The organism is Amycolatopsis sp. CA-211722, from assembly GCF_056828465.1.
Genome location: NZ_CP184752.1, coordinates 3,038,589 through 3,058,389, shown reverse-complemented (window position 1 = coordinate 3,058,389; position 19,801 = coordinate 3,038,589). Strand labels below are relative to the sequence as shown.

General features: G+C 68.9%; 19 protein-coding genes. 4 read left to right on the top strand and 15 right to left on the bottom strand.

Annotated elements, in window-relative coordinates; all coding sequences use genetic code 11:
- Positions 1-34: 34 nt before the first annotated feature.
- Complete coding sequence (locus tag ACOCEP_RS15080) at positions 35-1,018, top strand: ABC transporter substrate-binding protein (protein WP_482337849.1); 984 nt, start codon at positions 35-37, stop codon at positions 1,016-1,018.
- A 21-nt stretch (positions 1,019-1,039) separates the two neighbouring features.
- Here ACOCEP_RS15080 and ACOCEP_RS15075 read toward each other — a convergent pair whose 3' ends face one another.
- From ACOCEP_RS15075 to guaB, 5 genes are all read right to left on the bottom strand, one after another.
- Positions 1,040-1,762 carry a maleylpyruvate isomerase N-terminal domain-containing protein gene (locus ACOCEP_RS15075; protein ID WP_482337848.1) on the bottom strand — a complete coding sequence of 241 codons (723 nt, stop codon included), beginning with the start codon at positions 1,760-1,762 and terminating at the stop codon, positions 1,040-1,042.
- A 9-nt stretch (positions 1,763-1,771) separates the two neighbouring features.
- A complete protein-coding gene (locus ACOCEP_RS15070) occupies positions 1,772-3,478 on the bottom strand; it encodes a GMC oxidoreductase (protein ID WP_482337847.1) in 1,707 nt (568 codons plus the stop codon).
- 231 nt (positions 3,479-3,709) lie between these two features.
- Positions 3,710-4,843 carry a GuaB3 family IMP dehydrogenase-related protein gene (locus ACOCEP_RS15065; protein WP_482337845.1) on the bottom strand — a complete coding sequence of 378 codons (1,134 nt, stop codon included), beginning with the start codon at positions 4,841-4,843 and terminating at the stop codon, positions 3,710-3,712.
- A gap of 151 nt (positions 4,844-4,994) precedes the next feature.
- Positions 4,995-5,465, bottom strand: coding sequence for a DUF3574 domain-containing protein (locus ACOCEP_RS15060; protein WP_482337844.1), 471 nt, complete (start codon positions 5,463-5,465; stop codon positions 4,995-4,997).
- Between the two features lie 81 nt (positions 5,466-5,546).
- On the bottom strand, positions 5,547-7,058 hold the full coding sequence (guaB, locus tag ACOCEP_RS15055; protein ID WP_126736620.1) for an IMP dehydrogenase: 1,512 nt from the start codon (positions 7,056-7,058) through the stop codon (positions 5,547-5,549).
- 123 nt (positions 7,059-7,181) lie between these two features.
- Here guaB and ACOCEP_RS15050 point away from each other — a divergent pair, with 123 nt between their 5' ends.
- The gene (locus ACOCEP_RS15050; protein WP_005166667.1) at positions 7,182-7,568 is read left to right on the top strand and encodes a DUF5319 domain-containing protein; all 387 of its coding nucleotides are present in this window, start codon (positions 7,182-7,184) and stop codon (positions 7,566-7,568) included.
- 84 nt (positions 7,569-7,652) lie between these two features.
- On the opposite strand, the gene ACOCEP_RS15045 is transcribed toward ACOCEP_RS15050, so the two are convergent.
- The 5 genes from ACOCEP_RS15045 to ACOCEP_RS15025 all read right to left on the bottom strand — a co-directional run bounded on the left by ACOCEP_RS15045 (position 7,653) and on the right by ACOCEP_RS15025 (position 12,052).
- Positions 7,653-8,597 (bottom strand): anti-sigma-D factor RsdA, encoded by a 945-nt coding sequence (locus tag ACOCEP_RS15045; protein WP_482337841.1) that lies wholly within the window; start codon positions 8,595-8,597, stop codon positions 7,653-7,655.
- The gene (locus ACOCEP_RS15040) at positions 8,598-9,170 is read right to left on the bottom strand and encodes a sigma-70 family RNA polymerase sigma factor (RefSeq protein WP_026467317.1); all 573 of its coding nucleotides are present in this window, start codon (positions 9,168-9,170) and stop codon (positions 8,598-8,600) included.
- 381 nt (positions 9,171-9,551) lie between these two features.
- Positions 9,552-10,148, bottom strand: a complete 597-nt coding sequence (locus ACOCEP_RS15035) for a response regulator transcription factor (protein ID WP_003073605.1) — start codon at positions 10,146-10,148, stop codon at positions 9,552-9,554.
- Positions 10,149-10,288: 140 nt separating this feature from the next.
- On the bottom strand, positions 10,289-11,128 hold the full coding sequence (locus ACOCEP_RS15030) for a hypothetical protein (RefSeq protein ID WP_482337839.1): 840 nt from the start codon (positions 11,126-11,128) through the stop codon (positions 10,289-10,291).
- A 9-nt stretch (positions 11,129-11,137) separates the two neighbouring features.
- A complete protein-coding gene (locus ACOCEP_RS15025) occupies positions 11,138-12,052 on the bottom strand; it encodes a MerR family transcriptional regulator (RefSeq protein ID WP_482339721.1) in 915 nt (304 codons plus the stop codon).
- A 248-nt stretch (positions 12,053-12,300) separates the two neighbouring features.
- On the opposite strand from ACOCEP_RS15025, the gene ACOCEP_RS15020 reads away from it, so the two are divergent.
- The gene (locus tag ACOCEP_RS15020; RefSeq protein WP_034305019.1) at positions 12,301-12,603 is read left to right on the top strand and encodes a WhiB family transcriptional regulator; all 303 of its coding nucleotides are present in this window, start codon (positions 12,301-12,303) and stop codon (positions 12,601-12,603) included.
- Between the two features lie 281 nt (positions 12,604-12,884).
- On the opposite strand, the gene groL is transcribed toward ACOCEP_RS15020, so the two are convergent.
- The 3 genes from groL to ACOCEP_RS15005 form a co-directional block, all read right to left on the bottom strand.
- Entirely contained in the window at positions 12,885-14,498 is a 1,614-nt protein-coding gene (gene groL, locus ACOCEP_RS15015) for a chaperonin GroEL (protein WP_482337837.1), read from the bottom strand.
- Positions 14,499-14,598: 100 nt separating this feature from the next.
- Positions 14,599-14,892 (bottom strand): co-chaperone GroES, encoded by a 294-nt coding sequence (gene groES, locus ACOCEP_RS15010; protein WP_009072407.1) that lies wholly within the window; start codon positions 14,890-14,892, stop codon positions 14,599-14,601.
- A 207-nt stretch (positions 14,893-15,099) separates the two neighbouring features.
- Entirely contained in the window at positions 15,100-15,738 is a 639-nt protein-coding gene (locus ACOCEP_RS15005; RefSeq protein WP_482337834.1) for an HAD family hydrolase, read from the bottom strand.
- A gap of 142 nt (positions 15,739-15,880) precedes the next feature.
- Here ACOCEP_RS15005 and ACOCEP_RS15000 point away from each other — a divergent pair, with 142 nt between their 5' ends.
- Positions 15,881-17,776, top strand: a complete 1,896-nt coding sequence (locus tag ACOCEP_RS15000; RefSeq protein ID WP_482337832.1) for an N-acetylmuramoyl-L-alanine amidase — start codon at positions 15,881-15,883, stop codon at positions 17,774-17,776.
- A gap of 15 nt (positions 17,777-17,791) precedes the next feature.
- On the opposite strand, the gene ACOCEP_RS14995 is transcribed toward ACOCEP_RS15000, so the two are convergent.
- Both ACOCEP_RS14995 and xrtP read right to left on the bottom strand, forming a co-directional pair.
- On the bottom strand, positions 17,792-19,180 hold the full coding sequence (locus tag ACOCEP_RS14995; protein WP_378343623.1) for an XrtP-associated glycosyltransferase: 1,389 nt from the start codon (positions 19,178-19,180) through the stop codon (positions 17,792-17,794).
- Positions 19,180-19,683, bottom strand: a complete 504-nt coding sequence (gene xrtP / locus ACOCEP_RS14990; RefSeq protein ID WP_240595781.1) for an exosortase P — start codon at positions 19,681-19,683, stop codon at positions 19,180-19,182. The genes ACOCEP_RS14995 and xrtP overlap by 1 nt, the downstream gene beginning before the upstream one ends.
- Positions 19,684-19,801: the final 118 nt, after the last annotated feature.

Genomic DNA, 19,801 nt, shown 5'->3' with positions numbered 1-19,801 from the left:
TTAGGAAAGCCTAACCGCACAGAAAGAGTGACCCATGACCCCACCCCGGCGCGCAGTCCTCGCCCTCGCCGTGACCGCCTGCCTGGCACTCTCCGCATGCGGTGGCGCAGAACAGGAATCCGCCTCCACGCCCACCGGCCAAAGTGGATTCCCGCGGACCGTCGAACACGTGATGGGGTCGACCACGATCGACAAGCAGCCCGCAGGCGTCGCGGCGTTGGACTCCAGCTACGTCGACGCGGCACTAGCGCTCGAGACGAAGGTCGTGGCGTACACGAAATACCGCAACTACGACAAGCTGCCGGACTACCTGGGCGATGACCGCAAGTTCGCCGAGGGCGCCAAGGAGATCGGCGCGCTCGAAAGCCCGGACATCGAGAAGCTGTACGACATCAAGCCGGATCTGATCGTGTCCGCGAAGGTGCGGCACGAGAAGTTCTACGCGGAGTTCAGCAAGGTCGCACCCACGGTGTTCAGCCAGACCACCGGGGCAACCTGGAAGGACAACGTCCGGATGCTCGGCAAGGCGGTGGGCAAGGAAGCCTTGGCGGAGCAGAAGATCAAGTCCTACGAGGAGCGGGCCCGCAAGGTCGGCGACGCGGTCAAGGCGAAGCTCGGCAAGCCGGTGACCGCCTCCGTGGTCCGCTTCATCGAAGGGGAGCCGACGGTGCGGCTCTACAGCACCGCGTCGTTCCCCGGGAGCGTGATGGCCGACGCCGGGATCCAGCGCCCCGCTGGCCAGCCGGACAACAAGGCGAAGATCTCCAACGACCTGAGCCAGGAAGAGATCGGGAAGCTCGACGCCGAGGCGATCTTCATCGCCAGCTACACCGACGAGACCAAACAGGCCGAAAACCCCATGACGAAGTTCCAGTCGAACCCGCTTTGGGGAACCCTCAAGGGAAAGAAGATCGACGTCAACGACACCACCTGGTTCACCTCGGTGAGCCTGCAGGGCGCGCACGCCATGCTCGACGACATCGCCAAGCAGTTCGGCGTGGACTCGTTCCGCTCTTGATCCTTTGTGGACGGTGTGCCGTCACAGCCAATGCGGCAGTGGCGGCGCGGTACCGTCCAAAGTGGATCCATCGCTGCGGCCGGTGATCCACGCCAGGACGTCGCCCGGGGAGCCGGTCAGCGTGACCGGCTCTCCGGTGCCCATCCGCCACTCGTGACGGGTCCCGTCGGCACCGACGGCGACCAGCAGGACGGCGGGCAGCTCGCCGCCGTACATGCCGATGGCGTTGCCCACGACGATCTCGAACTCTGCGCCGAGCAGCTCGGCGACGCGGGCGAAGTCGTAGCCGAGATCGAGGTCGGCCAGGTGGATCGCGGTCTCCGAGAGCCGGAGCCACAGCACGAACTCGGCCGGGATCTCGCGTCCCTGCCGGGCACGCACACGGACCTGCCACGCGTCGTCCGGCATCGTCGACGCGACTTCGACGAACCGTGCCGCGGACGCGACGACGTCTTCGGCGATCTCCCCGGCGGACCGGTACGCGCCCTTCTCGATGTCGTCGTCCCTGGCCGACTCACCGGCGTACATCGGGGTCTCGACCCCCGACTTCGCCCAGGCGAGGAGGTTGACCAGGCCGTCGGCGTTGCGCGCGAGGTGGGACAGCAGATGCGCCCGCGTCCAGCCGGGCAGCCCACTGGGGGCGTGCACGGCCTCTTCGTCGAGCCCGCGTGCCAGCCGCGCCCATTCCTCGTGCAGGGCGCGGACGCGGTTCAGCAGGACGTGCGCGCGTTCGGAGGCTGCCATTCCCCCAATTTAGCGCCGAAGCGCCGCCGGCGCGTCCGCCGGAACCGCGGGGTTCTTCGGCGCGATCGGTTCGAGACGGGTGTACGGCGAGTCCTGTGCCGGCCTGCTGTCCGGTTCGCCCTTGTTGGGCCAGAACGAGAAGGCCCGCTCGGCCTGCGCGGTGATGGTCAGCGAGGGGTTCACGCCGAGGTTCGCCGTGATCGCCGAACCATCCACAATGGACAGACCTGGGTAGTTGAACACCCGGTGGTACGGGTCGATCACGCCGTTGTCGGGCGCCGTGCCGATCGGGGCGCCGCCGATGAAATGCGCCGTCAGCGGGATGTCGAAGATCTCGCCCCAGGTGCCGCCCGCCATGCCGCCGATTCGCTCCGCGGTGCGGAGGTTGGCCTCGTGCCCGGCGGGGATGAAGCTCGGGTTCGGCTCGCCGTGGCCCTGTTTGGACGTGTACTTGCGGCGGCCGAAGAGCCCGCGTTTGGTGTACGTGGTGATGGAGTTGTCGAGGCTCTGCATCACCAGCAGGATCACGGTGCGCTCGCTCCAGCGGTAACCGTTGAGCAGCTTCACGGTCTGGACGGGGTGCTTGACCATGAAGTTCACGGCCTGGCGCCAGCGCGGGACCGCCGAGTCGCCTTCGGTGGCGATGGTCTGGAGCAGGCTCATCGCGTTGCTGCCCTTGCCGTAGCGGACGGGCTCGATATGCGTGTTGTCGTCGGGGTGGATCGACGACGTGATCGCGACGCCGCGGCTGAAGTTCCGCTCTTCGTCGACCGAGGTCCGGGCGGCGCCGATGATGGCCTCGGAGTTCGTGCGGGTCAGTTCACCGAGACGCGGCGAGAGCTTCGGCAGCTTGGCGGTGTCGCGCATGCCGTGGAGCAGGTTCTGCGTGCCCCAGGTGCCGGCGGCGAGCACCACCTGCGCGGCCGTCAGCTTGTGCCGGAACCTGCGCGAGGTGGTCCCGGTCTTCTTGATGCTCACCTCGTACCCACCTGCGTTTAGCGGGCTAATCGCGCTCACGGTGGTCAAGGGGATGACCTTCGCGCCGTCCTTCTCCGCGAGGTAGAGGTAGTTCTTGACCAGCGTGTTCTTGGCGCCGACGCGGCAGCCGGTCATGCAGGCGCCGCATTCGGTGCAGCCGGTGCGCGCGGGGCCCGCGCCGCCGAAGTACGGATCCTCGGCGCGCTCCCCCGGCTTGCCGAAATACACGCCGACGGGCGTCGGGTGATAGGACTCCGGCACGCCCATGTCCTCGGCGACGCCCTTCATGACCACGTCCGACGGCGTGACGCTGGGGTTGGTGACCACGCCCAGCATGCGGCTGGCCTGGTCGTAGTGCGGGCCGAGCTCGGACTCCCAGTCGGTGATGTGGGACCACTGCGGGTCGACGTAGAACGGCTTCAACGGGCGGTACAGCGTGTTCGCGTAGACCAGCGAGCCGCCACCGACGCCCGCGCCGGCGAGCACCATGACGTCCTTGAGCATGTGGATGCGCTGGATGCCGAAGCAGCCGACCTGAGGCGCCCAGACGTAGCGGCGAAGGTCCCAGGACGTCTTCGCGAACTCGTCGTCGGCGAAGCGGCGGCCCGCCTCGATGACGGCGACGCGGTAGCCCTTCTCGGTCAGGCGGAGGGCGGCGACACTGCCGCCGAACCCGGAGCCGACGACGATCACGTCGTAGTCGAAGTCGTCTTCAGTGGTGGTGTTACTCGCAGTCACACCCTCGACTGTAACCCCGGCCACCCCTTCTGACCAGAGGTAAGTTACTCGCCGGTTACCTTCCCCCCGAATGGCCGCAGCCCCGCCCAGAGCGCCTTTAGCGGGCTAAACGCGAAACTGGTGAGGCCAATGGGACTGGTGTGGTCAAAGGGGACGCGATCCACTCCATTGACGCCCAAAGGCCCGGATCGCGTTTAGCGGGCTAAACGCGATCCGGGCCGGGAGCGAGCGTCAGCGGCGGACGGTCAGGCCCACCCGCTGGAACTCCTTCAGGTCCGAATAGCCCGTCTTCGCCATCGCGCGGCGAAGCGCGCCGAAGAGGTTCACGACGCCCTCGGCGTCCGAGGACGGCCCGAAGAGCAGCGTCTTCAGGTCGACGGCGTAGTCCGGCCCCAGCGCCACGCGCGAACGCGGCAGCGACGGGTGCGCGGCCGCCGACGTCCAGTAGAGCCCCTGCCCCGGCGCCTCGGAGGAGGCGGCCAGCGGCGCGCCCAGCATGACCGCGTCGGCGCCGCAGGCGATGGCCTTGGCGATGTCGCCGGACGTGCTCATCCCGCCGTCGGCGAGCACGTGGACGTACCGGCCACCGGTCTCGTCGAGATAGTCACGCCGCGCGGCCGCGGCGTCGACGATCGCGGTCGCCATCGGTGTCCCGATCCCCAGCACGCTGTCGGTGCTCGTCACACCGCGGCTGGCCCCGTGCCCGACGATGACGCCGGCCGCGCCGGTGCGCATCAGGTGCATCGCGGTGCGGTAGTCGCTGACGCCGCCCGCGATCACCGGGACGTCGAGCCGTCCGATGAAGTCCTTCAGATCCAGCGGCTCGGCGTCGCGCTGGACGTGCTCGGCGGAGATGATCGTGCCCTGCACGACGAGGATCTCGACGCCGGCCGCGATCAGATCCGGCGTCAGCTCCGCGGCGTGCTGCGGGCTGACCCGCGCGGCCACGGTGACCCCGGATTCGCGGACGGTCTTGATCGCCTCGGTCAGCAGGTCCAGCCGGATCGGGGCGGAGTGCAGTTCCTGCAGCTCACGCACGATCGCGGTCGGATCCTCGGTGTCCTCGGCCGCCCGGACGAGGCGGAAGATCGCGTCCTCGACGTTCGGGTGCCGCGCCCACAGCCCCTCGGCGTTGAGGACGCCCAGCCCGCCGAGCTCACCGACGGCCACCGCGGTTCCCGGCGACACGATCGCGTCGGTGGGGTGCGTGACCAGCGGCAGCTCGAACCGGTACGCGTCGATCTGCCAGGCGGTGGACACGACCGAAGACGACCGGGTGCGCCGCGACGGCACGATCTCCACGTCATCGAGGTCATACGCCCGCCGCGCGGTGCGGCCCATGCCGATCTCGACCAGATCCCGCACGTCAAGTCCCTTCTCACCGACGACCGTTGCACCCCATTGTCGCTAGGCCGCGTGGGTGACCTGCGCACGGGGCACCCGAACCGGGCCGGAAGTCACATCAGCCCCAGGTGCCCCACCCGTTTCACGTTTAGCCCGCTAAAGTCGCTCGGGGTCAGAAGGAGACCTTCTCGACCGAGTCGGTCCGCAGGACGGATTCCTGCGCGAAGGCCTTCTTGTAGTCGGTCCGGATCTCTTCGATCTCGCGATTCGCGTCGCGATCGCTGAACGGGTACACGACGACGATCACCTTCGATTTCTCCCGCGAGATCACGCCGTCCGAACCGCGCCACTGGCCGCGTCCGGTCAGCTCGGTGAACCCGTCCGGGAACCTCGGCGTGACGGCCTTGTCGGTGAACGCGGTGAACTCGGCGTCGGTCAGCTCCCCGCCGCCCGGCTTCGTCGTCCCGAAGTACAGCTCGGTGCGCTTCCAAAGCTCACCCGGCGACGCCTGAAGACCGGCGGCCTCGGGCGCGGAAGGCGCGGCGGAAGCGGTGGGGGCGGCGGAAGCCGCCACCCCGCCGCCGAGCCCGAGGGCAGCGGCGGCGAAGACGGCGAGCGCGGTCCGGCGCGACGTGAAAGACATCGGGTTCCTCCCAGAAGACTTGATCAGCGGGCCAAGTCTCCCGGGAACGGAACCGGATGGGTAAGTGTCCTAAAGGGCGGACTAACGGGTGGTGTAGTTCGGCGCCTCGACGGTCATCGTGATGTCGTGCGGGTGGCTCTCCTTGAGCCCGGCCGCGGTGATCCGCACCAGCTGCGCCTCCTGCAGCTCGGGAATCGTCGACGCGCCCGCGTAGCCCATACCCGACCGCAGCCCGCCCACCAGCTGGTGGACGACGTTCGCGAGCGGCCCGCGGAACGGGATCCGCCCCTCGATGCCCTCGGGGACCAGCTTGTCCTCGCTCAGCACGTCGTCCTGGGCGTAGCGGTCCTTCGAGTAGGACTTCGCCTGGCCGCGCGACTGCATGGCCCCCAGCGAGCCCATGCCGCGGTAGGTCTTGAACTGCTTGCCGTTGACGAGGATCAGGTCGCCGGGCGATTCCGCGGTGCCCGCGAGCAGGCTGCCGAGCATCACCGTGGACGCGCCGGACGCGATCGCCTTCGCGATGTCGCCCGAGTACTGGATGCCGCCGTCGCCGATCACCGGGATCCCGGCCGGACGCGCCGCCTGGTCGGCCTCGTAGATCGCGGAGATCTGCGGCACGCCGACCCCGGCGACGATGCGGGTGGTGCAGATCGAGCCGGGGCCGACACCGACCTTGATCCCGTCCGCGCCCGCGTCCACCAGCGCCTGCGCGCCGGCCCGGGTCGCGACGTTGCCGCCGACGATGTCGACGGTGTCGCCCAGTTCCTTCTTCAGCAGCGCGACGGTCTCGACGACGGCGCGGGAGTGCCCGTGCGCGGTGTCGACCATCAGCACGTCGACCCCGGCGTCGGCCAGCGCCATCGCGCGCTTGTGCCCGTCCGGGCCGACCCCGACGGCGGCACCGACGATCAGGCGGCCGTTGGTGTCCTTGGAGGCGTTGGGGTACTGCTCGGTCTTGACGAAGTCCTTGACCGTGATCAGCCCGCGCAGCTTGCCCGCGCCGTCGACGATCGGCAGCTTCTCGATCTTGTGGCGGCGCAGCAGCCCGAGCGCCGCCTCCGCGGTGACGCCGACCTGGGCGGTGACCAGCGGCGGTTTCGTCATCACCTCGTGCACCGCGCGGGTGTGGTCGACCTCGAACCGCATGTCGCGATTGGTGATGATGCCCACCAGCGTCCCGGCGGCGTCCGTGACGGGCACGCCGGAGATCCGGAACCGCGCGCACAGGGCGTCGACCTCGGCGAGGGTGTCCTCGGGCGAGCACGTGACCGGGTCGGTGACCATGCCCGCTTCGGAGCGCTTCACGACCTCGACGGCGGCCGCCTGGTCGTCGATCGGGAGGTTGCGCTGCAGCACGCCCATCCCGCCCTGGCGGGCCATCGCGATGGCCATCCGGCCCTCGGTGACGGTGTCCATGGCGGCGGAGACCAGCGGGATGTTCAGGGTGACGTTGCGGGAGAGCCGGGTGCGGGTGCTGACCGCACTGGGCACCACGTCGGACTCGGCCGGCAGCAGCAGCACGTCGTCGAAGGTCAGCCCGAGCATGGCGAACTTGCTCGGGACGGGGGCGGTGACGCTGTCGCTGGTCATAGCAGGCGAAGGGCCTTCCTAGCGGTGATGAACGTGTCGCTGTGGCGACGCGAGGGCCTGCCCCTCATGATATCCGGGCCGGGCGGCCGCCCGGCCCGGGTGGGCGCCCGGTAGCGTGCAGGCGTGCCGCAAGATGCGTTGCCCCCAGACCCGTTCGCGGATGACCCGGACGACCCGGCCCGCGCGTTCATCGACGACGCCGACCGGCTCGACGAGCCGATCAGCGACGAAGAACGCACCGAGTTGCTGGCCGACCTCTCCGATCTCGCCGTCTATCAGGCGCTCCTCGAGCCGCGCGGAGTGCGCGGGATCGTGGTCGACTGCGGTGAATGCGACGAACCCCACTATCACGACTGGCACCTGCTGCGCGCCAGTCTCGAGCAGCTGCTCGCCGACGGCCGCATGCGGCCGCACGAGCCCGCGTTCGACCCGAACCCCGGTGACTACGTGAGCTGGGATTACTGCCGCGGTTTCGCGGACGGTGTGACAGCCAACGAAAGCGCCTACTGATCGCGTTTAGCCCGCTAAACGCGATCTGAGACGGCGAAGGGCCTGGTGAGAGATCTCACCAGGCCCTTCGGCGTTCGCGGGGTGTTACGGCGTCGTCTCGACCGCACCGGGAGCCTGCGCTCCGGCGCCCGGCGACGGCTCGTTACGCGAGCCACCGGGGTCGTTGCCCGAGGCCGGCGGCGTCGTGGACGTCGTGGGCGGTGGCGGCTCGCTGGTGGTGGTCGGCGGAGTCGGCGAGGGAGTCGTGGTGCCCGGCAGGCTCGTGCCGGGGTTGCCGCCTCCAGGCAGCGACGTCGGCGGAGCGGTCGGCTGCGGAGTGGGCTGCGGGGTGGTCGCGACCGGAGTCTGCGTCGGCTGCTGCTGATCCGGCGGCAAGGGCTGCGCGGGGTTCTGCAGCTGAGCACTCAACTGGCGGTGCTGCTCGAGCAGCTGATCGCGATTTTCCTCGTCGGTCACCTGGCTCAACGCGGCCTGGGCCTCGTCGAGCGCCTTGCGGGCGTCGTCGAGGCGCCCGCCGGCGAGCGCGAGGTTGGCCTTCTCGAGATCGAGTTTGGCCGCCGCGGCGGCCTCGACCGACCGGGCGTGGTCGGCGTAAAGCACCTTGGTCAGTCCCCAGAGCGTGTCACCAGGCTGCGCGTCCTTCGCGGCGAGACCGGTACCGGCGAAGGCGATGGCCAGGACGGCCGCGGCGGCGGCCACCGGGACCAGCAGCCGGCGTCTTCCCCCGTGTTTGCGGGCGAGCGCGGCGGTCTTCACGGTGACGACGGCGGTGTCGACGTCGACGAGCTCCGCGAGCGGTTCGCTGTCGATGTCACGCCGCCAGGCCAGCAGCAGCGCGTTGAGCTCTTGATCGCCGAGGTCGTCGGCCATCTTCGGATCCGAGCCACCGAGTGCGTCGAGCAGCGCGTCATCGGCCTGGACGGCCGACAGATCAGCTGCGAACTCGGCTTCCGAGGGCGTCAGCCCTCTTTCGAAGGCCGTCAGTTCACGATCGGTCCCAGGGGAGAACCGATGGTCGCGATCGGTCACTCAGATCACCTCCTCAGCGGCCAGAACCTTACGTAGGCGCGCGAGGGCGCGATGCTGGGCCACCCGGACGGCGCCGGGGGTGGACCCCACGGCCTCTGCCGTCTCCTCGGCGGACAATCCCACGACAACCCGCAGGACCACGATCTCACGCTGTTTGTCGGGAAGGACGCGCAGCAGTTGCGACATGCGCTCGTTCAGCTCGCCTTGGAGAGCACGCTGCTCGGGACCGACGCCGCCCTCGACCTCGTCGGGGACTTCGGCGACCGGCTCGGCGCGGTTGCGGGCCGCGGCGCGATGCGCGTCGGCCACCTTGTGCTGGGCGATCCCGTAGACGAAGGCCAGGAACGGGCGGCCCTGATCACGGTACGAAGGCAATGCCGTGAGCACCGCGAGACACACCTCCTGAGCAACGTCGTCTGCGGAAGCGAACGAACGCTCCTGCCTGCCAACCCGAGCGCGGCAGTACCGCACTACCAAAGGACGGATGGCCGCCAGCAACCGCTCGACCGCTTGAGGATCACCCTCAACAGCAGCGGCGACCGGCTCATCCAGTCCGTCCCCCACATTGGCCATCGCAGACAACAGTCCCAGTGTTACGTATAGGCGTGCAAAGAGTCCGGCGTGTGACTTCGGAATCCACTACCGGTGACAGCTACCGTACCGCTCGGGCCCGCCGCCTTCGTTGACGGCCGTCATCGGCGCGCCGCCGTGCCGGCGAGCGCGCTGAACCCGGATCTTCCTGGTCCCTTTCACTCGTGGTCGAACTTTCAACGAGCCGGAACACAGCGGGGTACGACGGTCCGCCCGGAGGCGGACTCGCTCGGGCAAGAGTGCCCGAGCGGTGAAGACAAAAGTGCGAAGCGTGACCGGGAACACAGGTACGGGCCAGGGGTACACCCCCGGCCCGTTCGTCACCCGTTGTGCGATCTCGCCGTTGAAATCAAGAAAGCGTCGTCAGGAAACAAGCCCACGGCGGAATCCGTGGGCGACCGCCTGAGCGCGGTCCCGCACGCCGAGCTTGCGGAACAAGCGGCGCGCGTGGGTCTTCACGGTGTCTTCGGACAGATACAGCTCGCGGCCGATCTGCCCGTTGCTCTTGCCCTGGCTCATCCCGCGAAGCACCTGAAGCTCTCGCTCGGTGAGCTGGACGCCGGGGTCGGACGGCTGACGCGGCGCCGGCACCGAGGTGCTGGCGAGCGTGTGCGCCAAGGCGGCGACCAGCTCGGGACGCGAGGCGTCCCAGCGCAGGTAGCCGCGGGCTCCGCCGGCGATGGCGGCGGCGATGCTGCCCGCGTCGTCCGGGGCGCCGAACACGATCACGTTCGCTTGGGGGTTCGCCGAGACGAGCCGCCGGGTGGCTTCGACGCCGGTCGGGACGGCGCGCTGGGTACCGACCAGCACGACGTCGACCGGCTGACGGGAGTACCGGGCCAGCAGCTCGTCACCGTGCGCTACGCAGTCGATGCGACTGACCCCTGGGACCGCGGACATCACTCGAGTGAGCCCTTCGCGGACACTGCGTCGGTCGTCGCAGATCAAGACCGTCGTCACGGGGTTTCCTTCCTGCAGCCGGGTGACATTCCACTTCCCCTATCGGACGCTTTAGCCCGAACCTTGACACGATCCGGTGGCTTTTTTTGAAAGTTCTTAGCCCGGTTGCCGGAATGGGCCCTCCAACAGGCTAGACGCCATCAGAGGGGGACCCACGGAGATTCCCGGGCGAGCCACCTCCCGCAAGGATCCGCATGCCGTAACACTGCGTGCAACACTTCGGCCCCTCTGAATCGATACTCATCGGCGTGTCCTGCCCCGAAGTCCGCCTCTACCAGGCACGCCACCCATAGAAGTGAATTGAATTCGTATTTTTCGGCGGTTTCGCGGGCGCTCTCCACCAGCGCCTTCGCGCGATCCCGCTCAGCGGAACCGGCATTCGCGATCGTCACGCCGAGTACAAGCTGTGATTTGACGACGTGCCGGCAGGCGCCCCTGGCGCGCGCGGTTTCCCACGCCATTTCCGCAGGTGCGATCGCCGCGGCGGAAATGTTACTCGCCAGTTCGATTTCCGCGCCGACCCAGCCCGCCCTCGTCCGGGTCCGCCAGCTGCCGGTGTGCGCGCCCGCACGGGCGAGCAACCTCCGGGCGGCGGTGAGCCTGCCGCGCCCCAGATTGTCCGCCGCGAGGCCGAGGAGGGCGTCCGCCCGCGCCCCCTCGGCGTCCAGACCGTCAGGGTCGGGTTCGCCTCGCGGCTCCGTGATCACCCGCGCGAGCGCCTCACCGTCGAGGACCAGGGCCGCCGCGTGCCCGCCCAGCTGCCGCCGATGCGAGGCCAGCGTGCTCGCGGCCAGCGACGCGACCACCGGATCCTTGCCCGTGCGCAAATCGTTCAGCAGCGTGGCCGCCGCCGCGTACCGGCCGCGGGCGCCGAGCCCGATCGCGGCGAGCAACCGGCCGCGAGGCGACGCGGGCACCGCGAAGGAGCTCGGCGGCGGCAGGCCGTCGCCGAACGCGGCGGACCGCAAGGACGATTCCATGCGTCCTTTCTATCGCCTCGCACCGACAAGAACGTGCTCGATCCGGTCGGCGGCGGTCGCGAGTTCGCCGAGCAGTTCGATCTTGTCCGGGAGGGTGGCGGGATCCCAGCCGGGACCGCACGCGAAGAGCCTGCTGCGCTGACGGCCGCGGGACACCCTGGCGAACAGGCGAGGGTCCGCCGTCGCGCGCCGTCCCGACCACAGGACCACCGCCGCCGGGACGCTGCGGCGCACGGTCACGGCGAGCACTTCGGCGGGTAGGGACGCCCCGAACAGCTGAGCGCCGATCCGGCGTCCCGCCAGCGCCGCGGCGAGCGCGTACATGGGCAGGTTGTCGCGCTCGTCCGGCACGCAGGTCAGCAGCACCGGACGCTGGTTACGCGGTTCGCGCAGCACCGGCGTCGCGCGGACTAGGGCGGCGTACACGCATTCGGCGAGCAGATACTCGACCTCCGCTCCGGCGCTGACACCGCGCCAGCGCGCGCCGAGCGCTGTCAGGACCGGCGAGACGACACCGGTCCACGCGGGCAGGACGCCGAGTTCGCGGATCGTGTCGGCGAGCATGCGCTGGACCGCGCCGAAGTCCATCGCGAGCGCGGCGGTGCTCAAGCGCCTGGCGAGACGGGACGGAACGTCGTGGTCTTCGGCGGGCGGCGCCGCGGCGCGCTCCTCCACCTGGACCACGACGGCCTCCGGCGGCTCCGTCGCCGTCCGGGGCATCTGCTCCAGCGCGTACTTCGCCGCTTCAGCCGTCGAGGCGCCACGAAGCAACGCGCGCTGCATCAGTTCGAGGCGGCCGATGTCGGAGCTGCCGTAGCGACGGTGACGGCCGTTGGTGTGGCGGCTCGGCCCTACGCCGTATCTGCGGTCCCAGGTGCGCAGGGTGGACGGCGCGACCCCGAGCCGACGAGCGACCGAGGCCACCGGCAGGGTGGGTTCTTCACTGCTGATCCGAGATCCCACTCGACCCAATATCCAGGCAGCCAGGGACTGCGGCAACCGGAACGGAAAGTACCGCTCACACATCCGGGGGATGCCTAACGGCTGAATCGTCTTGAATCTCTTGAACAAGTATTGGCGCGCTTCTAACGTTACCGCCGTTGCACCGAATGGAGTATCCGCAGCGCAGCAGAGCAGGTAAACGCTTCGACCGGATGACGGAGGCGGTCAGGATGGCGGACACACGCAGGCTCCCGGGGCCCAACGCGGATGTATGGGACTGGCAGCTCGAAGGGTCGTGCCGAGGCATGGACAGCGCGTCCTTCTTTCACCCTGACGGCGAGCGCGGGCCGGCCAGAGCCCGCCGCGAGGCGAGGGCCAAAGCCGTGTGCCTGGCTTGCCCGGTACTGGCCATGTGCCGGAACCACGCGCTCGCCGTGCACGAGCCGTATGGGATCTGGGGCGGGCTGTCGGAATCGGAACGCGAGCACATCATCAAGGCGGACAAGCGCCAATTGAGCATGTCGAACGGCTGATCCGGCCGAGTCGGCGACGCGGAAGGGCGGCATCCGGGTGGGGTGCCGCCCTTCCGCGTCTCCGGCGCCGGATCGCGTTTAGGGGGCTAAACGCAGGTCGGGCGGCTGTGGGCCCTCGCGCGACCCGGATCGCGTTTAGCCCGCGAAACGCAGGTCAGCGCGGCCGCGGTCACCCAGGCCACCCAGATCGCGTTTAGCCCGCGAAACGCAGGTCGGGCGCGCGGGCGCAGCAAAGCGGGGCGGCACTCCGGCTGGAGTACCGCCCCGCTTCAGGGATGGAACTAGTGCGCGTGGCCGTGACCGGCCGCGGCGGGCTCCTCCTCGACCGGCTTCTCGACGACGGAGCTCTCCGTCGTGAGCACGAGCCGGGCGATGGAAGCGGCGTTCGCCACCGCGGACCGGGTCACCTTGACCGGGTCGACGATGCCGGCGGCCAGCAGGTCGGTGAGCTCGCCGGTGGCGGCGTTGAAGCCGTGCCCCCAGCTCTGCTCCTGGACCTTGTTCACGATGACCGCGCCCTCGTGGCCCGCGTTGGTCGCGATCCAGAACAGCGGGGCGGACAGCGCGTCGCGGACGATGCGCACACCGGTCGCTTCGTCGCCCTCGAGGCCGAGACCGCCGTCGAGCTCCTTGACCGCGTGCACGAGCGCCGAGCCACCGCCGGGCAGGATGCCCTCTTCGACGGCCGCCTTGGTCGAAGCCACGGCGTCCTCGATGCGGTGCTTACGCTCGTTCAGCTCGGTCTCGGTGGCCGCGCCGACCTTGATCACCGCGACACCACCGCCGAGCTTCGCCAGCCGCTCCTGCAGCTTTTCGCGGTCCCAGTCGGAGTCGGTGTTCTCGATCTCCTTGCGGATCTGCGCGACGCGTCCGGCGATGTCGTCCTTGGTGCCGGCACCGTCGACGAGCGTGGTGTCGTCCTTGGTGACGACGATCCGGCGGGCGTTGCCCAGCTGGGCCAGCGTGGTCTCGGACAGCTTGTGCCCGATCTCGGCCGAGATGACCTCGCCGCCGGTGACGACCGCGAGGTCGTCCAGGAACGCCTTGCGGCGGTCACCGAAGAACGGCGCCTTGACCGCGACGGCGGTGATCGTCTTGCGCAGCGAGTTCACCACGAGGGTGGACAGCGCTTCGCCGTCGACGTCCTCGGCGATGATCAGCAGCGGCTTCTTGGCCTCGACGACCTTCTCCAGCACCGGGAGCAGGTCGGCCAGCGCCGAGATCTTCTCGCGGACGAGCAGGATGTAGGCGTCCTCGAGGATCGCCTTCTGCTCCTCCGGGTTGGTCGCGAAGTGCGCCGACAGGAAACCCTTGTCGAACTGCACACCCTCGGTGATCACGAGCTCGGTCGCCAGCGTGGACGACTCCTCGATCGTGATGACACCGTCTTCGCCGACCCGCTCGACGGCCTCGCCGAGCAGGGCGCCGATGGCCGCGTCACGCGAGGTGACGGTGCCGACCTGGGCGATGTTGTCGCGACCCTTGACCGGGGTCGCCTTCTCCTTGAGGACGGCGATGACCTTCTCCGCGGCGGCCTCGATGCCACGGCCGACGGCGGTCGGGTTCGCACCGGCGGCGACGTTGCGAAGGCCGACCTTCACCAGCGACTGCGCGAGCACGGTCGCGGTCGTGGTGCCGTCACCGGCGACGTCGTTGGTCTTGGTGGCGACGCTCTTGGCGAGCTGGGCGCCGAGGTTCTCGAACGCGTCGTCGAGCTCGATCTCACGAGCGACGGTGACGCCGTCGAGGGTGATGGTCGGGCCACCGAACTTCTTGTCGAGCACGACGTGGCGACCGCGCGGGCCGAGGGTGACCTTGACCGCGTCGGCGAGCTTGTTCACCCCGCGCTCGAGCGCGCGACGAGCGTCCTCGTCGAAACTGATCTGCTTGGGCATGGCCTGTTCCGCTTACCTTCCAGTTCTAAAGCTCGGAAAACACGAACGCCCCGGTCCCCGGCAATGCGGGGCCCGGGGCGTCATGCGCTGAGAGCGGACGTCAGTTGATGACGGCCAGCACGTCGCGAGCGGAAAGGATCAAGTAGTCCTCACCGTTGTACTTCACTTCGGTGCCGCCGTACTTGGAGTAGATGACGACGTCGCCGACAGCCACGTCCAGCGGAACGCGGTTGCCCTTGTCGTCGATGCGGCCCGGGCCCACGGCCAGAACCTTGCCCTCCTGGGGCTTCTCCTTGGCGGTGTCGGGGATGACGAGGCCGGAAGCGGTCGTCTCCTCGGCCTCACTCGTCTGGACAACGATCTTGTCCTCGAGCGGCTTGATGTTCACGCTCACCGGGTTGACCTCCACGGTCGTCGAAAGCGTTGGCAGGATTAGTTACGGCTCCTACCACCCCCGCCGTCGCGGGTGCCGGGGCGTGTTCGGGCCGTGCAATTAGCACTCTAGCCATGTGAGTGCCAGCTTCGCAAGGAGGGTCCGCTCACCTTGTCCGCGAGCCCCTGACCGGCCGTTTTGGTTCCGCCCCGGACCACCGGATCGCGATTAGGGGGCTAAACGCAGGTCGGCGAGGTCGGTCACCAGGGCATCGGGGTCGAGGGCCGCGAGGGTCCGGCGCTTGGCTGGTGTCTTCGCCAGGGCGATCGATGCGACGCCGGCGGCGCGAGCGGCCAGGATGTCCGCGACGGAGTCGCCGACCATGACGCACTGCCCCGGCGACGTGCCGAGGGCCTTCACCGCGGCGTCGAGGAGCGCCGGCTGTGGCTTGAGCCTCGCGGGATCGCTCGACGTCCGCGCGCTGATCCCGCGAACGAGCTCGGCGAGTTCGTGCAGCCCCAGAAACGCCCGGACCGCGTCGACCGAGTTGTTGCTGACGATCGTCACCGTGAATCCCTGCGCACGCCAGTCACGCAGCACGTCCGCGAGTCCGGGTGACGGCGAGATCAGGGCGACGGCCTCCCCTTCGAAGCGGCTGAGCTGCCGCTCGACGACGTGCGCGGTGTTCGGACCGCAGGAGGCCGCGAACCGGAGCACGTCGAACGGATCGGCCGAGTCGAGCACCTCGGGTTCGATGAGACGTTTGAGCCTGTCCGCCACCTCGCTCGCCGGCAGCCTGGCGAACACGTCGCACACCGGCCCGTCGAAGTCGAGGAAGACGTGGTCCTTCTCCCGCAGAAGCTCCATGCCTCCCACCCTGCCACCGACCTGCGTTTAGCCCCCTAATCGCGATCCGGAGGGGCCTTACGGACCAAGCCGGTTTCTGGTTAGGTTCCGACCATTGGGGTCGGTCCTGTTCAGCAGACCTAGTCACTGGGGGTATACGCCCATGCCGCGTCCCTTCCGTCCCGTTTCCCTCGCGCCGCTCCGGCGCCGGTCCAGACGGACCGCCGGGCTCGCGATCCTCAGCCTCACCGCCGGACTCCTCACCGCCGTCCCCGCTGAAGCCGCCCCCGCGGACCAGCAGCGTCAGCGGGACTTCGCGGCAGCCGCGCAGGAGTTCGGCGTTCCCGAGAACGTCCTGCTCGGCGTCTCCTTCCTGGAGTCGCGCTGGGACTTCAACGCGGGCACGCCCAGCACGTCCGCCGGGTACGGCCCGATGCACCTGACCGACCTGCGCGAAGCGGGCACCGGCACGCATCACGACGAAGGCGAGGAGGACCCGCGCGGCGACGACGCCCGCCCGGCCAAACTCCCTGCGACTCCGGCGCCGAAGCCTCCCCCGCCCGGCCTCCAGACGATCGACGACGCGGCCGCGCTGATCGGCCAGGACGTCGCGACACTGCGCACGAACACCACCCAGAACATCCGCGGTGGCGCCGCACTGCTGGCCAAGTACCAGCGCGAGACCGGCGACTGGCGGGCGGCTGTCGAGCGCTACAGCGGCGCGAAGGACGCGGAGGGGGCTCAGTCCTTCGCCGACGAAGTCTTCGACACCATCTCCAAGGGCGTCAGCCGCAGGACCGACGACGGCCAGAACGTCACCCTCGCCGCGTCACCGGTGAGCCCGGCGCGCGCCCAGGCCGACGACCCGAAGATCGAGTGCCCGAAGAAGATCTCGTGCCTTTCGGTGCCGGCGCCGTACCAGGAGCTGCCGAACAACGACTACGGCAATCACGACAAGGCGGACCGGCCGACGAGCCAGAAGGTCGAATACATCATCATCCACGACACCGAGGGCTACTGGGACACGGCGATGGACCTGGTCACCGACCCGACGTACGTGAGCTGGCACTACACGATCCGCTCGTCCGACGGCCAGATCGCGCAGCACGTGCCGACCAAGGACGTCGCCTGGCACGCGGGCAACTGGTACGTCAACGCGAAGTCCGTCGGCATCGAGCACGAGGGCTTCGCCGCGAAGGGCACTTGGTACACGGAGGCGATGTACCGCACCTCCGCGAAGCTCGTCGGCTACCTCGCGCGGAAGTACGACATCCCGCTCGACCGCGCACACATCCTCGGCCACGACAACGTCCCCGGCACGCTCCCGTCGACGATCCGGGGCATGCACTGGGATCCGGGCCCGTACTGGGATTGGGCGCACTACTTCGACCTGATGGGCGCGCCGCTTTCCGGTTTCGGCCGCCCGGGCTCGCCGCTGGTGACCATCACCCCGGACTTCGCCTCGAACCAGCCCGCCTTCACCGGCTGCGAGACCGCGGGAAAGCCTTGCCCGGCAAGGGGTTCCGGTTCGGTCGTACTGCGCAGCGAGCCGAACGACACCGCACCGCTGCTCAAGGACATCGGCCTGCGCCCGGACGGTTCGGCGAGCACGATGGCCGTTTCCGACATCGGCAGCCGGGCGGAGACCGGCCAGCGGTACGTCGTCGCCGAGCGCCGCGACGGCTGGACGGCGATCTGGTACCTCGGCCAGAAGGGCTGGTTCCGCGACCAGCGCACGACGAGCCCGACGTTCGGCCTGGTCGTCACCCCGAAGCCGGGCCTGGCGACCGTGCCGGTGTTCGGCCGCGCGTATCCCGAAGCCGAGGCCTACCCGGCGAACGTGCCGGTGCAGCAGGTCGTCCCGCTGCCGTACACGTTCTCGGCCGGGCAGCGGTACTCCGTCGGCAATCTGCTCGGTTCCGAGTACTACTCGGCGACGACGTTCGACCCGGCGAACCACGTGGTCGTCAAGGGCAAGACGAAGTACGTGCAGATCCAGTTCGGACACCGCATCGCCTTCGTGAAGGCGGACGACGTCCGGGTCCTGCCCGCCCTGTAGAGGCCGTCCCCGGGGTCAGGAGTCCAGCGCGACCTTGACCCCGGGGGCGTGCTCGGTGTTCCGCCGCGTCTTCGACCAGCCGTTGCGGCCGCGCACCAGCCGGAACAGCGCGCGCCACGACGTGATGTAGAACGTGTAGATGTACAGCGCGTAGGCGAAGCCCATCCCCAGTCCACGTAGGACATTGCGGCTCTTCAGGCATTTGAACTGGTAGATCGGGCCCCACACGATGAACGGCAGCAGCCCGAACGAGCCGTAGATGGCGAACAGGATCCACGCGCCGTCGTCGGCGAACCAGGTCCACACCTGCGCCGGATCCCCGGCGGTGCTGAAGAGCAGCAGGATGAACGGGATCGGGTACAGCAGCGAGCCGAGCAGCTGCATCCACGGCTGCGCGAGGTAGTACATCATCTCCGCCGCGCCCAGCGTGCTCACGTGCGGCGAATCCCAGATCCGCCGGAGATACCGCGAACACTGCATCGTGCCCTGGCCCCAGCGCGTGCGCTGCACCAGGAAGCGCCGCAGGCTGTACAGACCTTCCTGTTTCACATGGGAATCCGGGGTGTAGCCGGTCCGCCAGCCCGCGGTCAGCAGATGCACGCCGAGTTCGAAATCCTCCAGCAGCGAACCGCGCCACGGCTGTTCGTCCGGCCCGGCGATCGAGTCCAATGCGGACAGCCGGGTGAACTGACCGTTGCCGCCCATGGAGATCGTGCCGGTGAAGCCGCGCGAGGTCTGGATGGCCGCGATGGCCGTGCGGAACTCGAGATCCTGCATCTGCGCCAGCTTCAGCCCGAACGCACGGGAGAACCAGTTCTTCCCCGGCGGCCGGGTCCCGGCGTTGCCCATCCAGACGTCGAGCTGCACCGCGCCGATCGTCTCGTCGCCGAAGAGATGGTCCGCGGCGCACACCTCCAGGCAGTTCGCCGCCGGCCGCCCGTCCGCGTCGACGACCACGACGACCACGTCGTCCCGGCTCGCGTCCGGGCCCATCCAATCGTTGAGCGCCTGGTAGGCGGCGTTGAGCGCGTCGCCCTTGCCCGTCCTCGCCTCCGGACGGCGCCGGGGAACGAGATGCAGGTACGGGTCGTAGCCGCCGTTGCGCCGCCAGATCGACCGGACCACGCGGGCCGTGCGGTCCTCGGAGTCGTCGTCGACGACCCAGACGTGCGCGTGCCGGAACGTCGACCGCAGGTACCGCACCGTTTCCCGGATGACGGTCTGTTCGTCCCGGCACGGGACGAAGAAGTGCCAGGTGAAGTCGGCGGCGTCACCGACGGGCGCGGGTTTGCGCCGCAGGTACGGCACGACGATCACGACCACGTACACGATGAACGCCACGCTCATCGTGAGCGCGAAGGCCTGGGTGATCGCCAGAAGGATCTTGATCGAGCCGCCGCCCATCAGGCGGCCACGCGTTCGGCACGGGGCTTGCGGGTGCTCAGCCAGACGAACAGCACGAGGGCGATCGCGCCGCCGAGGACGCTGACCATCGAACCGAGCAGGGTGTGACCCCAGTAATAGCCTTCGTCGATACCCATCACGTTCACCAGCCCGACGATGGCCAAAACCCTCATCTGATTGACAAGAATGACGACGATCGCGGAAATGAGCAACGAAGTGAAGAGCCGCTTCGCATTTCCCGGACGGAAATACAACATGACGGCGGTCACCAGGAGCAGTGGCAGCAACATGAACGCCGACGAGCATTCCGGAGTCATTCTCAACCCGAGTGGAGTATCGCCCGACAACCCAAAGTAGACAGTCTCGCGTTCACCGGCGACGAAGACACCCGATGTGGTGATGACTCTCAGTATCAGACCGGAGAGCTGGACTTCGAAAACCCGGTACAGGCGTTCGGCCAGCACCAGGCCGACCGCGACGGCGAGCACCGCCAGTACCGCCATACGCAGCGGAAACCGGCTGGAACTCGGCAAGGGAGCGCTCGCAACGGCCACGGTGACCCTCTCAGGAAAGACGCAGCAGACGACGGGGATCCGGCGCAGCGGACAGGAACTCGCCGAC